This window comes from Streptomyces achromogenes subsp. achromogenes, from assembly GCF_000720835.1.
GTDB classification, from domain to species: domain Bacteria; phylum Actinomycetota; class Actinomycetes; order Streptomycetales; family Streptomycetaceae; genus Streptomyces; species Streptomyces achromogenes.
Map to the genome: position 1 here is coordinate 25,444 of NZ_JODT01000021.1, position 15,236 is coordinate 40,679.

Here is a 15,236-nt window from a genome sequence, read left to right on the forward strand (position 1 = left end):
CGTCCCTCGCGCCCAGCCGTCCGGGACGCCTCTCGGCGTGCGCGTGCTCCGGCGTCTCCCCGCCCCTTTCCGTACCCCTTTTCCGTATCCCTTTTCCACCCCCGTATCAGACGAGGCCCAGCCATGCCGTCCACCTCCGTGGATCACTCCGCCGCGCCCGCGGCACCGGCCACCGCCGCCGCCCGGCGGCGTGCCAACCCCTGGCTCACCCTGTACGCCGTCGCGTTCGGCCTGTTCATGGTCCAGCTCGACGGTTCCGTGGTCGCGATCGCCAACCCCGAGATCGGCCGCGAACTGCACGCGTCCAGCGCCCAGTTGCAGTGGGTCACCAACGCCTATCTGCTGGCCCTGGCCGCCACCTTGATCCTCGGCGGCAAGCTCGGCGACCGGTTCGGCCGGCGCACCTTCTACCTCGCCGGTGTCGCCGGATTCGCCCTGTCCTCCGTCGCCATCGGCCTGTCCGGCTCCATCACGGGCGTCGTCGCCTTCCGTGCGCTCCAGGGAGTCTTCGGCGGACTGCTGATGCCCAACACCCTCGGACTGCTGCGGGCCGTGTTCCCGCCCCGCAAGTTCGGCATGGCCGTCGGCATCTGGGCGATGGTCTCGGCCGTGTCCACCGCCCTCGGCCCCATCGTCGGCGGCCTGCTGGTGGAGCACGTCGACTGGGAGTCGGTCTTCTACATCAACCTGCCCATCGGCGTACTCGCCTGCGCCTTCAGCGCGTTCGTGCTGCCGCAGTCGAAGAACGCCACCGGCCGCGACCGCTTCGACGTCACCGGTGTCGTGCTGCTCGCGCTCGGCCTGCTGAGCGTCGTCTTCGGTGTCGTCAAGGGCGAGACCTGGGACTGGACGTCCGCCGGCACCTGGGCCGCGATCGGCGTCGGCCTGCTCCTGCTGCTCCTCTTCGGCCGGCACGAGACCCGGGTACCGCACCCGCTGCTGCCGATGCGGCTCTTCCGCAGCCGCGACCTGACCATCGGCACGGTCATCACCGCGCTCAACTTCTTCGTCATGCTGGGCGTGATCTTCTTCGTCATGCTCTATCTGCAGAACGTGCGCGGGCTGACGCCCGTCCAGGCGGGCGTGCGCACGCTGCCGTTGAGCCTCGCCTCGCTCGTCGCCTCACCGCTCGGTGCCGCCCTGACCGCACGGTTCGGCGCCCGCTTCTGCATGCCGCTCGGCATGCTGCTCCAGGCCGCGGCCTGCTTCGCCCTGCTCACCTGGTCCGGCGACTCCTCGTACGCCACCATGTGGCCGCCGTTCGTGGCGCTCGGGCTCGGCGTCGGCATGGTGCTGTCCGCCTCGTCCGACGCGATCGTGGGCAACGCGCCGGTACGGGACGGCGGCGTGGCCGGCGGCCTCCAGGCCACCACGCTCCAGATCGGCGGCGCCCTCGGCACATCCGTGCTGGTCTCCGTCATCAGCGCCCGCGTCGGCTCCACCCTGCGCACCGAACTGACCGGTGCGGGCGTGCCGGACGGCCTGGCCGGGAAGCTGGCCGGGGCCAAGGACGCGGTGGCCATGGGCGTCGCCCCCGTCTCCCCGGACATGCCGGGCACGCTCCGCGCGGCCGTGGCCGAGGGCAGCGGCCGGGCGTTCATGAACGGCGTACACGCCTCCGCGGTGGTCACCGGCGTCCTCTGCCTGCTGGGCGCGGCCCTCGCGGCGGCGGGGATGCGGGGCGGCGCGCGGGCCGAGGAGGCGTGAGGCCGGCGCCGGACGCTTTCCGGATCGGCCGGAATTCGGCTGCGTACATCCCGCGATCCGGGGCATGCGAGCCCTAAGACGCCCGGGGACCCCCCACCCCGTGCGCGGCGTCTCCGCCGGCGGCCCCATCCCCCCGGGCCGCCGGCGGAGCCGTGTCCGGCGCCGCCCGCCGCCCGGGCCGCGACTCTCCTCAGCCCTCCAGCCGCACCGGGATCTCCTGCCAGCCGTGGGAGATGAACGACGGCACGTGGCGCAGTTCGCCGGCCGGGCGGTCCAGGCGCAGGGCGGGGAAGCGGGAGAACAGGGCGGGCAGCGCGGTCAGGGCCTCCAGCCGGGCCAGCGGAGCCCCGACGCAGCGGTGCACGCCGATGCCGAACGCCAGATGGTCCTCGGCCGCCCGCGCCGCGTCGAAGACGGCCGCGTCCGGGCCGTAGTGCGCCGGATCCAGCCCCGACGCGGCGTACGTGGTGATGATCGCGTCCCCGGCCGGGATCGTCACGCCCGCGACCGTCAGCTCCTGCACCGCGAACCGCAACGGAAGCGCGGCGACGGACGGATGCACCCGCAGCGTCTCCTCGATCACCGCCCCCCAGCCGATCTCCCCGGCGCGCACCGCGGCCAGTTGCTCCGGATCGGTCAGCAGGGCGACCACCGCGTTGCCGATGAGGTTCACGGTGGTCTCGAACCCGGCGCCGACCACCAGCAGCAGCGTGTGCAGCAGCTCCTCGTCCGAGAGCCGGTCGCCGTCCTCGTCCCGCACCCGGATCAGCTCCGTGGTGATGTCGTCGCCCGGGTGCGCCCGCCGGTACGCGATCAGCGCGCCGAGCACCGAGCCGACGCGTTCGTGTACGGAGGCCGCGAACTCGGGGCTCGGGTCGGAGGTCTGCATGAAGTCGGCGATGAGCCGCGCCGCGTCCGACTGTAACTTCTCCGGCACGCCGAGGAGTTCGCCGATCATCCGCATCGGCAGGGGATGCGCGAGCCCCGCGCGCAGGTCGACCACGCCGCCGTCGGCCCCCGCGGCCCCGAGCGCGTCCAGCAGCTCGGCGGTCAGCGCGGCCACCCGGGGCCGCATCGCCTCGGTGCGCCGGTGGGTGAAGCTCGGCGCCACCAGCCTGCGCAGCCGGGCGTGGTCGGCGCCATAGGTGGTCAGCATGTTGACCACGCCCAGCCAGTTGGCCATCCAGCCCCAGGACGGATGCTGGTCCAGCTCCGGCCACAGCCGCCAGTGCCGGCGGGCGTCCTTGCTGACCCGGGGGTCGAGGATGAGGGTCTTGAGGGGGTCGTAGCCGGTCGGAGCCCAGGCGGGGATGCCGCCGGGCAGCTCCACGGGCACGACGGGGCCGAGGGCGCGCAGCCGGGCGCTCTCCGCGGCGATGTCGGAGCCGAAGGGGTCGAGGGCGATGCGGTCGGTGACGGTCATGACGGTCTCCGGACTGGTCGGCCTTGCCTGGGGCGGTCCCGGTCCAGTACATCGCGTCACCGGCCGCGTGCCCACCGCTTCGGTGTCATCAGGCCGGTAATCAGGCCGGCTCCGGTCCCTCACCCGGTCCCGGCGCCGCCCTCGCGTCCGGCGTCAGCACCAGCGTCGTCGCGTCGTCGCGGACGCGGTAGCGGCGTCGTACCAGGTCCGCCCACACCGCGCCGGGCAGTTCGGCGGACGGGATGCCGGCCAGGGCGGTCAGCCGCTCGGGCAGCGGGTAGAAGGCGCCGGCGGCGTCCCGCGCCTCCCACACGCCGTCGGAGGCCAGGAACAGCCGGTCGCCCGGACGGAGCGGCACGGTGACCTCCTTCGGCGGGTCGACGCCGACCAGCCCGATGCCCAGCGGTGGTGCGGGAGCGACGCCCACCTCCCGGGCCGCTCCGGGGCGCACCAGCACGGGCGCCGGATGACCGCAGGCGATCACTCGTACGGCCGTGCCGTCGGTGAACTCCAGCAGCAGGGCCGTCGCGAACAGCTCCGCGTGCCCCACGTCCGCCGAGTCCACCGCCAGCCGGCGGTCCAGCCGCGCCGCCACCGACTCCAGGTCCGGCTGGTCCAGCGCGGCCTCCCGGAACGCCCCCAGCAGCGACACCACCGTGGCCACCGCCGTCAGCCCGTGCCCCTGGACATCACCGAGCACCGCGCGCACTCCGTACGGCCCCGCGCGTACGTCGAAGAAGTCCCCGCCCACCAGCGTCCCGTCCTGCGCCGCCCGGTAGTGGGCCGCGCACCCGATCCGCCCGACCCGGTCCGGCAGCGGCGGCAGCACGGCCCGCTGCACCGCCTCGCCGATCGCCCGCTCGGTGTCGAGCTGGGCGTCCCGGCGGCTGCGCACATAGGAGACGAACACGCTCAGCGCGGCCACGAACACGACGGTCAGCTGATCGGTGTCGCCGGGGCGGTCCAGATGCGTGGCCGGCACGGTGAGCACGGCGATCACGCCCACGCCGAGGACCCCGGTGGTCAGCGGGCCGTACGACAGGACCGCGAGCGGCGGGATCGCGCCCAGCAGGAAGCCGAGGTCGCGCGCGTGGGGCGTGATCAGCGTGGCCGAGCCGACGGCGGCGAGCAGCAGCAGGGGCAGCACACGGACCCACCACGGCGGTGGCGCGCCCCGCAGCCAGCCGCGCTTCTCACGGTTCCCGTGCGGCCACCGGCCGCGCACCGATCCCACATCCCCAAGCTACGCCGCCGCCGGGCCCCGGGCGCCCGCGCGGAAAACCGGTGGACGCCCGCCCGGCCGCCCGCCTAACCTGGGCCCGCCACGCCCGAGCCGGACGGAAGAAGGAGGCGAGTGTCATGCAGGACCGCAGCAGTCGGCGCTCCCCCCTCCCCGTGCCCCGGGCGTGTCACGTCTGATCCGAGGATCTGACCATCCGACCGGGAGCGTCGCCCATCCCACGCATCCCGGAGGAATCCATGACCGGCCTGGTCATCCGCGCGCTCGACGACAGCAGCGCGCACCTGTTCCACACCATGCCCGACCCGCTCGCGCTGGGCGACCGGCACCGCCGTACCCGCTACCGCCCCGACTGGCAGCGCGTCGCCCTGCGCGACGGACGCACCGTGGCACGCGCCGCCTGGTGGGCCCGGCCGGAGGACCCCGAGCCCCTGGTGATCAACTGGTTCGACGTCGCCGAGGGCGAGCAGGAGGCGGGCGCCGAGCTGCTGCGGACGGCGCCCTGGCAGACCCCCGAGCTCGAACTCGACCTGCCTCCCGGCTGGCGGGACGACCCGCGCCTGCGGGCGGCGGCCGACACCCGCGCCGCCGCCGCGTACCGGGCCGGCTACACCCCCTTGGTGGAACGCTTCGTCTACCGCTGGACCCCCGACCGGGGCCTGCCCGAGCGGCCCGGACGGCTCGTCTTCACCGCCGAACCGGACGACACCGTCTTCTACGACCTGCTGCGCCGCATCCACTCCGGCACCCTCGACGCCCACGCCCGCCGGGCCGTCGAGCGGGACGGCGTGGACCGGGCGGCCCAGGAGGACCTGGACGTCTTCCACTGGTTCCCCTCGCCCCGCGACTGGTGGCGGCTCGCCCGCACCCCGGCGGGCGAGCCGGTCGGCATCCACATCCCGGCCCGCAACCCCTCGGGACCCTGCGTCGGCTTCATCGGCGTGATGCCGGAACAGCGCGGCCACGGCTACGCCTACGACCTGCTCGCCGACTGCACCCACTTCCTGGCCGGACAGGGCGCGCGGTTCATCGGCGCGGCCACCGACCAGGGCAACCTGCCGATGGCCGCGCACTTCACCAAGGCCGGCTATCCCGTCGTATGGGAACGCGTCAACTACTGGGCCACGCCCGGTGCCCGGTAGCGAGCCGCCGCCTACCCCCTGGCGGAGGTGAGCCGGGCCTGAGCCGTGGCCAGGATCTCGGTGACCCGGAGACCGAACGCGGCATCGCAGGGGTGCGGGCGGCCCGTCCCGGCGGCCCGCACCAGCGCGTCGGCGGCCCGCGAGAGCGCGGCGACCGCCGACTCGGAACTCCCGGGCATCACCGACACGCCCGCCTCGCCCCGCAGTTCCACCTCGGCCCCGGCCGCCGCAGGCGGGGCCGTCAGGCTCAGCGTGAGCGAACTGGACGCGCCGGTGGCGTGGTCGAGCACCAGATGCACGGTGTCCGCGGGGCCGTGCGCCGCCGCCGCGACCTGCCGTACGTCGCCGAGGACCGGCAGCAGCACCGACAGGGCGTGCGGGCCGACGTCCCACAGCGCGCCCTTCTCCCGCCGCCACGGCGAGGCCGCGAACGGGCTGTCGCCCGTGAACACCGCGCCCAGCCAGTGCGCCCGCGCCGTGAACCAGCCCGCCACGGCGGCCTGCTCCTCGATCCAGGCATCCGGCTCCTTCTGGAAGCGCGTGGTGAAGAACACCACCGACGCCACCCCGGCCCGCTCCGCCGCCTCCACCACGGCCCGTCCCCCGGCGGCCGACAGCGCCAGCGGCTTGTCCAGCAGCAGATGACGGCCCGCCTCGGCCGCCCGCACCGCCAGCTCCGCCTGCACGGACGGCGGCAGGGCCACCGCGACCGCGTCCACGTCGGCCAGCAGCGCGTCCACGTCGGCGTACGCGGCGACCCCGTACCGCTCGGCCAGCTCCGTGGCCGCCTCCGGCCGGCGGCCCCAGACCCCGGCGAACCGCAGCCCGGGATGTCCGGCGAGGGCCGGAGCGTACGTCGCCCGCGCCCACGGGCCCGTCCCCAGCAGTCCGATGCGCATGTCTCGTTCCCCTCTCACAGCCGTTCCCCGCCTCTGCGGGATGGTGCCCCGCCTCTGGGGGATAGTGCCTGCCTCTCCAGGACGGTGCCCGCCTCTTCGGTTCAGGACGGTGTGCCGCGCTCGCCCCGCGCACCCCCGCCACCCGTGGATCCCTGCCCCGCCAGCCACTGGGCGATGGTGGCGGCGATCGGCTGACCGGTGTCCATCTCCACGAAGCCGAACTGCCCGGACTGGTTGCACTCCAGGAACCACCAGACGCCGTCCGCGTCCTCCGCGAAGTCGAAGGCTCCGTACGCCAGTTCCGCATCCGCCATGTAACGCAGCACACCCTCGGCGACGCGCGGTGGCACGTCCGCGGGCAGCCAGGGAGAGACCGACGGGGCGAAACGGACGTCCACGTCGTCCGGGTGGGCGTCCGGGTCGGCGGGTTTGCGGGCGGCCAGCAGCGTGTCGCCTACGACGGTGAGCCGGATGTCGGCCCGTTTCGCGATCCGCCGTTGCAGCAGGGTCGGGCCGTAGGCCACCGCCGTGAAGTCGGTGTCCGGCGCGACCCGGCTGGTCGGCACGGACCGGGGCGGCTCCTGCGGATGCGCCCCGGAGACCGGCTTGACCACCAGGTCCGGGAAGCGTTCCGCGAACTCCCGCGCCGCCTGCGGGAACGTCGTGATGAGGGTGGCCGGCACCGCGAGGCCGCTGCGCTGGGCCAGACCCAGCTGCCAGGGCTTGTGCCGGGCGCGCCGGGCGGCGTCCGGATGGTTCATCCAGCGGGCGTCACCGCACCGCAGCATGCCGTACAGCGCCTGCGACGACTCCTCCGTCAGCCAGGCGGAGGGCTGGGCGGCACGGGCGGCCGGGGTGCCCGGTCTGCGCACCCACACGGAGCGCAGACCGTCCATGCTCACCAGGCGCCCGCCGACGGACAGATGCCCCCGGCAAGCGCCCCGCACGTACTCGCCCGACAGTGCCACCCCGTTGGTCAGATCGGCGGGGTCGAGCCGGACGACGGGCACGCCGGCCTCGCCCAGCCGGAGGACCACCATGTCCGCCGTCACGTCTTCCTCACTGGTCAGGATGAGTACGGTCATCTGTGGGGGTCCGCGGCTCAGTCGTCGAAGTGCGTCTTGGAACCGGCGGTCGAGGTCGTGGTCCCCAGTGCGCGCAGCGTCGCGTGGTCGGTCGCGGCGATCCGCCCGTCCGGCAGGACGTTCAGTTGCAGTCCGGAGTCGTACGCGTACGGTGTGGTGACGTCCAACTGCACAGCGGGGCGCGCGTAGTTGAGCGTGAACGGTTGCATGGTCTCTCCCTGATTAGGCTTTCACGTCCTTATACGAAGCGAACGAGTGATTGGTTTCCTCACTCTCCGTGACCACGGCTCGGAGAACGCCGTGGACTCCTACCGCGCGAGGATCTCCCGCGCCGCCGTCAGGGCCTGTTCGGCGTACCCGCGCCCGAACAGCACCGCGTGCACCAGCAGCGGGAACAGCTGGTGCACGCTCACCCGGTCCCGCCAGCCGTCGGCCAGCGGAGCCGCCTCCTGGTAGCCGGCCAGCACCCGGTCCAGGTGCGGGCAGCCGAACAATCGGAGCATCGCCAGGTCCGTCTCCCGGTGTCCGCCGTGCGCGGCCGGGTCGATGAGCCGGACCTCGCCGTCGGCGCCCCACAGCACATTGCCGTTCCACAGGTCGCCGTGCAGCCGGGCGGGCGGCTCGGCCGGACCCGCCACCTCCGGCAGCCGCGCGCAGACCCGCTCGAACACGCTCGCCTCGGCCGGGCGGAGCGTGCCGCGGTCGACCGCGCCGCGCACATACGGCAGCACCCGGTGCTCGGCGTACCAGGGCGCCCAGTCGGTGCCCGGCGCGTTGCGCATGGGGGCCAGGCCGATGCGGGCGTCCTCGGGCCCGCCGGGCGGCGCCGCCCCGAAGTGCGGCGCGCCCGCCTTGTGCAGGGCGGCGAGGGCCTGGCCGAAACGCAGCGCCGCCCCGGGGCCGGGGGAGCCGGTCGGCACCCGCTCGGTCACCATCCAGTGTTCGTCGTGCCCCAGCACGGCCGGCACCCGGACCGCGCCCGCGGCACCCAGCCAGCGCAGCCCCGCCACCTCGGCGCGCACCGCCCCGGGGCCGTCGCCCCGCTTGACCATCACCGGTGTCCCGTCGTCCAGCAGCACCTCGGCGGGCGAGCCGGACGACGGCCGGGTCCCGGTGGCGGTGCGCCCGGTGAGCCGGGACGCCACCTGTCCTGGATCCTCTTCACGGTTGACCACGGCCCCAGGGTACGGCCCCCAACAAGGGTTCCTCGCCAGGCAGTTCAACCACTGATACGACTGATGCCGGGCAAACGGATGAGGTCACCGGCGACGCGTCCCGAGCCGCTGCCGACGGCCCTGGGACCTCAGCGCCCGAGGGGCTGCGTCCCCAGGGTCACCCCCACCGGATTGCCGGCCGGCAACAGCCCCGACTCCGCCACCGCGCCGGCCATCGGCTCCAGCAGCGCGGCCAGCCGCTCGGTCCGCTCGGCACCCAGCACGGTCCAGGGCCGCTCGGCCGCCGCGTCGGTCAGCGCCTCGGTCTCCGCCCGCAGGGCCGCGCCCGCGGGCGTGAGCGAGCCGTCCCCCGCCAGCCGGCCATCCGCGCGCAGCCGCGCCTCGGCCGCCGCCCACTCCTCCTTGGGCCACTTCCGCGTCTCGCGCAGGAAGTCCCCGTCGGACTCGCCGGCCGCCGCCTTGAGCACCATGGCTTCCACCGGGCCCAGCCCCAGGCCGACCAGCACCGCCACATGGGAGTCGCCCCGGTGCTCGCGCAGGGTCGTCAGGGCCTGCCACAGCCGGGCGGCGGGCCGCTTCGGACGGTCCAGCGCCTGGTTGGCGGCGCCCAGCACCCTGCCCGCGGTGTCCGCCGCCGCGGCGGCCTCCCACGCGAGGTCCGCGGCCTCCGTGAAGGCGGCGTCACCGACGACGGCCGCCCCGAACAGACGGGACATCGCCGCGTCCATCGCCTCCAGTCGGGCCGCCAGCACCTCCTCCGGAGTCGCGTACGCCCAGGCGTCCGGCAGCGCCCGGGCCACCCGCGAGGGATGGAAGACGTAGAAACAGCTCGTCACCACCGACGGGGACGCCGCGCCGAGCGGGGCGGCGCGCAGCGCGAAGTACCCCATCCAGAACCCGCGCAGCCCGAGGGCGTCCGCCGCCCGGTGCGCCTCCGGCGCGAAGTACACGAGGTCGTGCACCGGCTCGTACCGCTCCCACAGGGCGCGCGCCCTTCCGTCCGTCACCGCTTCCTCCCGCCGCGTCGGCCCGCCGTACGGTCCTCGTGCCGTACGGCCGTGCTGTCGGCACCAGCCTGCGTTATGACGCCGGTCATAACAAGGGGGCCGGCGCCGACCGGGACGCGCCGGGGATTGACCCGGACGAGGGGTCGCCAAGCGGGCGCGCTGAGGCAGACGGGTGGCATGGTGACCCGGCTGGACGGCCCGGATGGTGGGCGCCGGGGGCCTCGCTGACGGTGGTTCATGTCGGGACCGGGTCATCCAGCTGATGAGGTATCCGCTGCTCGGTCACGGCGGAAGGACATCACTATGCGCTCTGCCCGCATGCTCCTGGCGACGGCGGCCACCACGGCCGCCCTCGCCTTCGCGACGCCCGGAGCCGCGTTCGCCGTTCCGGCGGAACACGACAGCGGTCGTGACGACTCCTCGTACAGCAAGGAGCACGACAGCGACTCCGGCCGTGACAAGGGATCCGACAGCGACGACGACAACGACTACGGCAACAAGCGTGACAGCGAAGGGGAACACGACGGACCGCGCGGCGGAATGCACACGGGTGGCGGAGCGCTCGCCGCGGTGCGCAGCGGCGGCTGGGGCTCGGAGAGCGACGACAGCAGGTTCGACCCCGAGAGCTACCGCGACAAGGGCGAGGACGACGACGGCGAGGAGAAAGGCGGCGGCAAGGAGGAGAAGGGCGGCGGCAAGGGCAAGGGAGGCCGCAGCGGCAAGAGCGAGTGGGGCGAGGACGACGAGGGCGACAAGCCGCGCGGCGGCATGCACACCGGCGGCGGCGCGCTCGCCACGCCCGGTGTCACCGCGGGCGGTCTCGCCGTACTGGCCGTGGCCGCCACCGGCGCGTACACGCTGCGCCGCAAGAAGGCCGCCGGCCCGGCGTCCTGACGGGTCGCCGCCGTGCGCCAGGGGTTGCGGCCACCGCCGGCGCACCGCCCGCGCCGGCGGCCCGCGCCCCCGCACCCCACCGGACCCCGTCACCTTGGTACGTACTGCCGGCCCGCCCTGCCCGTACCGCGTCGGGACCGCCACGGCCCGCTTCCGCGCGCCGGTGGTTCGTCAGCGGCCCGCCGTGCCGGTGCGCGCGGAGCCTGCCCGCCTCCGCGTGCCGGTCGCCCGTCGGCGGCCCGGCCCTCCCGTACCGCGCCGGAACCGGGACTGCCCGCCTCCGCGCTACGGTGCTCCGCTGGCGGCCCGTACTGCCCGTACGGCGCCCGGATCGCCATCGTCCGCTTCCGCGCGTGGCGGTGGCCCCATCTGCCGCTCGGTGCGGGGACCGCCACTGTCCGCCTCCGTGCGCGGCGGTGTTCCGTCGGCAGCACGTACCCCGCCGGACCCGCCACTGCCCGCCCCCGACCGCGACGGCGCCCGTCGGCGATCCGCCGCCGTTACCGCGCCCGCACACGCCACCGCGCCGCTTCGGTGCGGGTCGAAGCGGCGCCGGTGTTCTCAGCGACCCGATACCCGTGCTGCCGTGCCCGAGTGAGGTGGTGTCCGATGGCAGCAGATCCTTCCGCGACCTCCACGGCGTCGGCGGACGACCGGCCCGCCGGCTTCGGCGGGCGGCTGACGCTGTGGGGGGTGGCGGCGGTCTTCCTCGCCGTCAGCCTGTTCGGCGGTCACCAGCCGGCCGGTGAGCCCGGGCCGCCCAGGTCCTCCGGTGCCGGCGCCGCCGCCTCGGCCGGCCCCCGGCAGCCGGACGAGGCGTCGCCCCGGTCCGCGCTGCCCCGGTCCGCGCCGACCCGGCTGCGCATCCCGGCGATCTCCGTGGACGCCCCCTTCACCACCCTGGCCCTCGGCTCCTCGGGCCAGCTGGAGCCGCCGCCCGCGGCCGACACCAACCTCGTCGGCTGGTACGCCGACGGTGTCTCGCCCGGCGAGCGGGGCACCGCGATCATCGCCGGGCACGTCGACACGGTCACCTCGGCGGCCGTCTTCGCCAACCTGGACCGGCTGGAGGCCGGCGACCGGTTCTCCGTGGAGCGGGCCGACGGCCGTACGGCGGAGTTCGTCGTCGACAGCACCGAGACCTTCGCCAAGGACGACTTCCCCAGCGAGCGGGTGTACGCGGACGCCGACCGCCCCGAGGCCCGGCTCATCACCTGCGCCGGGGACTACGACCGTACGGTGCGCGACTACACCGACAACCTGGTCGTCTTCGCCCACCTGGTCTGAACCGCCGGGGCCGGGGGTGTGCGCCGGTGCTTCCCGGCCCTTCGGCGCGGGAGCGTTCCGGTCAGGCGGCCGGGCCGGTCCCGAAGGGCCCGTCCGGGGCGAACGCCAGGGCCGCGAACCGTTCGCCGATCCGGCGGTGGCCGGCGGCGTCCGGGTGGAGGCCGTCGGGCAGCGGCAGCTCGGCGAAGTCGGCCTCGCCGTACAGCTCGCGGCCGTCCAGGTAGTGCAGCCGGGGGTCCTCGGCGGCCCGTTCGCGCACGATCCGGGCCAGCTCCTCGCGGATGGCCGCCAGGGTGAGCTTGCCGGCCGCGCGCTCGGCGGGGTCCCCGGTGGCCCGGTACCGCAGCCGCCCCTCGCCCAGGGCCGCCAGGTCCATGGCGGTGGGGCCGGGCGTGTCCTCGTGCATCGGGCACAGGACCGGCGAGACCACGAGCAGCGGCGTGTCGGGGTGGCCCTCGCGGACGGTGTCGAGGAAGCCGTGGACGGCCGGGCCGAAGGCGCGCAGCCGCATCAGGTCGGTGTTGACCACGTTGATGCCGAGCTTGACGCTGATCAGGTCGGCGGGCGTGTCGCGCAGGGCGCGGGCGGTGAACGGGTCGAGCAGCGCGCTGCCGCCCAGCCCGAGGTTGATCAGCTCGGCCCCGCCCAGGGACGCGGCGAGCGCGGGCCAGGTGGTGGTGGGGCTCGCCGCGTCGGAGCCGTGGCTGATCGAGCTGCCGTGGTGCAGCCACACCCGGCGGCCCCGGTCCGGTACGGGTTCCACGGGGGCGTCGGCGCGCAGCGCGACGAGTTCGGTGGTCTCGTTGTGCGGCAGCCAGATCTCCACGTCCTTGACGGTGTCCGGCAGACCGGCGAAGCGCACGGTGCCCACCGGGCCGGGCCGGTGCTCGGCGGAGCCGGTGGCCAGGTCGATGGTGAGGGTGTCGCCCGCGGCGAGGGAGGCGCTGCCGGCCGGGCGGCCGTCTATGAGCAGGTCGTAGACGCCGTCCGGGCGGGGCGGCGCGCCGGTGTAGACGCGCTTGGTCGGCAGGGTGTCCAGCTCGACGGCGGTGGCGCGGGTGCGGAAGGCCAGCCGTACGCCGGCGGGCTGCGACTCGGCCAGGGCCAGCTGCGGGTCGGCGCACTGGGCGCGGGCCCGGGCGGGCAGCCGGTGCGGCAGCAGCCCGCGCGCGGTGCGCTCCAGTTCGAGGGCGCCGCGGATCAGGCCGGCGGTGAGGTCAATGGTGTGCATCGTGTCTGCCAGGGGTCTCAGGGGCGGGCGGGCCAGTTGCGCAGCAGGGAGTCGAGGGCGTCCAGGATCCGGGCCCAGGACTCCTCGGAGTCGGGGGCGCTGTGGGCGAAGCCGCCGGCCGTCTCCAGGCTGACGTAGCCGTGGAAGACGCTGCCGAGGAGGCGTACGGCGTGGGTCTGGTCCGGTTCGGCGAGGTCGTAGCCGCGCAGGATGGCCCGGTTCAGCTGGGCGATGCGGACGCCCGCGCTGCCGGCCGCCGTCGCGTCGTCCAGCGGGTGGCGGGCCGCCGTGTAGCGGCCGGGGTGGGCGCGGGCGTAGTCCCGGCAGACGTTCGCGAAGGCGGTGAGGGCCTCCTTGCCGGACCGGCCGGCCAGTGCCTCGGCGGCGTGGTCGGCCATCTCCTCCAGGGCGAGCAGCGCGATCCGCGTCTTCAGGTCCTGGGAGTTGCGCAGGTGCGAGTACAGGCTCGCGACCTTCACGTCGAACCGCCGGGCCAGCGCCGAGACCGTCACCTGGTCGAAGCCAACCTCGTCGGCGAGTTCCGCCCCGGCCTGGACCAGCCGTTCCGTGGTCAGGCCCGCACGCGCCATCATCTTCTCTCCTGTCTGCCGGAGAGGAGTATGAAGCTTCCTAAAGGGTTTAGGCAAACAGGATCAATCTTTAGGAGGGGTCAGACCGTCGGCGCGCTCACTCCCGCCCGCCGTCCTCCGCGAGACGAAAGAGGGCGGCGCCGTGCGCGGGCAGGTCCACGGTGAGGCGGTAGCCGTCGTGCGGGGTGTCGGCGTGGGTCCACAGCTCGCGGATCCGGTCGGCGTGGCGGGCGCCGACCGAGCCGAGCGGCACCTCGTACCGGCGGGGTTCGCCGGCCAGGGAGAAGACGGCGGCGTAGCGGGTACGGCCGTCGGTGTCCCGGGCGGTCCACAGCACCAGGCCGTTCTCGCGGAGCACCTCGCGGTTGCCGGTGCTGTGCCACAGCACGGCCAACGCCTCGTCGTTGGTGAGCAGTTCGATGGTCTCGGGCGGACTGGTGGGCAGATCGCCGCCCATCATCAGCGGCGACCGGGAGATCAGCCACAGGGTGAGCAGGCTGATCTGCTCGGGGCGGGTCAGGGCGCACAGCCGGTCCGTGCCGCGTTCGGCGCGGATGCCGATCCGGCCGAGGGGCAGCATGTCGGCGTCCGCCCAGCCCGCCTCGCCCTGCCAGGGCGCCCACCGGGCCATCCGGGCGAACTGGGCCTCCACGTCCGCCCAGCGGTCCCACAGGTCGTCGCAGACGCGCCACATGGTGGCGTGCTCCCGCAGGTGGTCCAGGCGGGCGAGGGAGACGTCGGTGCCGGGGGAGAGGCTCAGCTCGATCGGCCGGCCGCAGCGTGCGACGGCCCGCGCGTAGGCGGCGATCTCCCGTTCGTGGTACGGGAACAGCATGTCGTCGGCCTTGACGAAGTCCACGCCCCACGCGGCGAACCGCGCCACCTGGGAGTCGTAGTACGCCTGGGCGCCCGGATGGTCGTGGTCCAGACCGTAGTTGTCGGTGTTCCACGGGCACACCGAGGTGGTGTCGGCGATCTCGTCGGCGGTGAACTCCGTGCCGTACACGGGCAGTCGGGCGGCCACGGCGCGGCGCGGGACACCCCGCATGATGTGCAGGCCGAAGCGCAGCCCGAGCTCGTGCACCCGGCGGGCCAGCGGCGCGAAGCCCGCCCCGCCGGCGGCGGACGGGAACCGGTTCGGCGCCGGGAGCTGACGGCCGTAGGCGTCCAGGACCAGCGGGGCGTCCGGGTTGTAGCCGTGCGCGCGGGCCGTCGGCTCGTACCACTGGATGTCCACGACCACGGTGTCCCAGCCGTGCGGCAGCAGCCGGCGGGCCATGAACTCCGCGTTGGCCAGCACCTCCTGCTCGGTGACGGTGGGTCCGTAGCAGTCCCAGCTGTTCCAGCCCATCGGCGGCCGCAGCCGGCGTGCGGGGAGGGGGCGGTCCACGGTGGTGTCCTCTCGGTCACGGCCGCCGGAGGGGGCCTGGACGGTGGCGAAGGAGTGCGGCGCAGGCGTCAGGACACCCACTTTTTTGTGGGTACTTGGCACTCCCGGCTGCCCGGGAGAAGCTGTTTCCCGAGGTCAGGGGCTGCCGGAGAACGAACGAGGAGGT

The 15,236-nt window shown here is 74.6% G+C and carries 14 protein-coding genes; 4 read left to right on the forward strand and 10 right to left on the reverse strand.

The annotated features are described in order from the left end of the window. Positions 1–123 precede the first annotated feature (123 nt). Positions 124–1,707 carry an MFS transporter gene (locus IH25_RS0121975; RefSeq protein ID WP_030613109.1) on the forward strand — a complete coding sequence of 528 codons (1,584 nt, stop codon included), beginning with the start codon at positions 124–126 and terminating at the stop codon, positions 1,705–1,707. 190 nt (positions 1,708–1,897) lie between these two features. Here the strand turns inward: IH25_RS0121975 and IH25_RS0121980 are convergent, their stop codons facing one another. After that, entirely contained in the window at positions 1,898–3,130 is a 1,233-nt protein-coding gene (locus tag IH25_RS0121980) for a cytochrome P450 family protein (RefSeq protein WP_030613112.1), read from the reverse strand. Positions 3,131–3,230: 100 nt separating this feature from the next. Continuing rightward, entirely contained in the window at positions 3,231–4,364 is a 1,134-nt protein-coding gene (locus IH25_RS0121985; RefSeq protein WP_037655400.1) for a PP2C family protein-serine/threonine phosphatase, read from the reverse strand. Positions 4,365–4,609: 245 nt separating this feature from the next. On the opposite strand from IH25_RS0121985, the gene IH25_RS0121990 reads away from it, so the two are divergent. After that, on the forward strand, positions 4,610–5,512 hold the full coding sequence (locus tag IH25_RS0121990; RefSeq protein WP_030613118.1) for a GNAT family N-acetyltransferase: 903 nt from the start codon (positions 4,610–4,612) through the stop codon (positions 5,510–5,512). An 11-nt stretch (positions 5,513–5,523) separates the two neighbouring features. Here IH25_RS0121990 and IH25_RS0121995 read toward each other — a convergent pair whose 3' ends face one another. From IH25_RS0121995 to IH25_RS0122015, 5 genes are all read right to left on the reverse strand, one after another. After that, complete coding sequence (locus tag IH25_RS0121995) at positions 5,524–6,411, reverse strand: Gfo/Idh/MocA family protein (protein ID WP_030613121.1); 888 nt, start codon at positions 6,409–6,411, stop codon at positions 5,524–5,526. Between the two features lie 101 nt (positions 6,412–6,512). Then, positions 6,513–7,496: an ATP-grasp ribosomal peptide maturase gene (tgmB, locus tag IH25_RS0122000; RefSeq protein WP_030613124.1), complete on the reverse strand. Its 984-nt coding sequence runs from the start codon at positions 7,494–7,496 to the stop codon at positions 6,513–6,515. Between the two features lie 17 nt (positions 7,497–7,513). Then, a complete protein-coding gene (gene tgmA, locus IH25_RS0122005) occupies positions 7,514–7,705 on the reverse strand; it encodes a putative ATP-grasp-modified RiPP (RefSeq protein WP_020938095.1) in 192 nt (63 codons plus the stop codon). Between the two features lie 99 nt (positions 7,706–7,804). Continuing rightward, complete coding sequence (locus IH25_RS0122010; protein ID WP_037655403.1) at positions 7,805–8,641, reverse strand: fructosamine kinase family protein; 837 nt, start codon at positions 8,639–8,641, stop codon at positions 7,805–7,807. Positions 8,642–8,799: 158 nt separating this feature from the next. Continuing rightward, complete coding sequence (locus tag IH25_RS0122015; protein WP_030613132.1) at positions 8,800–9,678, reverse strand: SCO6745 family protein; 879 nt, start codon at positions 9,676–9,678, stop codon at positions 8,800–8,802. A 303-nt stretch (positions 9,679–9,981) separates the two neighbouring features. Here IH25_RS0122015 and IH25_RS0122020 point away from each other — a divergent pair, with 303 nt between their 5' ends. Together IH25_RS0122020 and IH25_RS0122025 are read left to right on the forward strand one after the other, a co-directional pair. Further along, the gene (locus IH25_RS0122020; RefSeq protein WP_030613135.1) at positions 9,982–10,572 is read left to right on the forward strand and encodes a hypothetical protein; all 591 of its coding nucleotides are present in this window, start codon (positions 9,982–9,984) and stop codon (positions 10,570–10,572) included. A 609-nt stretch (positions 10,573–11,181) separates the two neighbouring features. After that, complete coding sequence (locus IH25_RS0122025) at positions 11,182–11,859, forward strand: class F sortase (protein WP_030613138.1); 678 nt, start codon at positions 11,182–11,184, stop codon at positions 11,857–11,859. 61 nt (positions 11,860–11,920) lie between these two features. On the opposite strand, the gene IH25_RS0122030 is transcribed toward IH25_RS0122025, so the two are convergent. The 3 genes from IH25_RS0122030 to IH25_RS0122040 all read right to left on the reverse strand — a co-directional run bounded on the left by IH25_RS0122030 (position 11,921) and on the right by IH25_RS0122040 (position 15,151). Then, complete coding sequence (locus IH25_RS0122030; RefSeq protein WP_030613141.1) at positions 11,921–13,090, reverse strand: GDSL-type esterase/lipase family protein; 1,170 nt, start codon at positions 13,088–13,090, stop codon at positions 11,921–11,923. Between the two features lie 17 nt (positions 13,091–13,107). Further along, on the reverse strand, positions 13,108–13,680 hold the full coding sequence (locus tag IH25_RS0122035) for a TetR/AcrR family transcriptional regulator (RefSeq protein WP_030613144.1): 573 nt from the start codon (positions 13,678–13,680) through the stop codon (positions 13,108–13,110). A gap of 97 nt (positions 13,681–13,777) precedes the next feature. Further along, complete coding sequence (locus IH25_RS0122040; protein ID WP_245172850.1) at positions 13,778–15,151, reverse strand: glycoside hydrolase family 27 protein; 1,374 nt, start codon at positions 15,149–15,151, stop codon at positions 13,778–13,780. Positions 15,152–15,236: the final 85 nt, after the last annotated feature.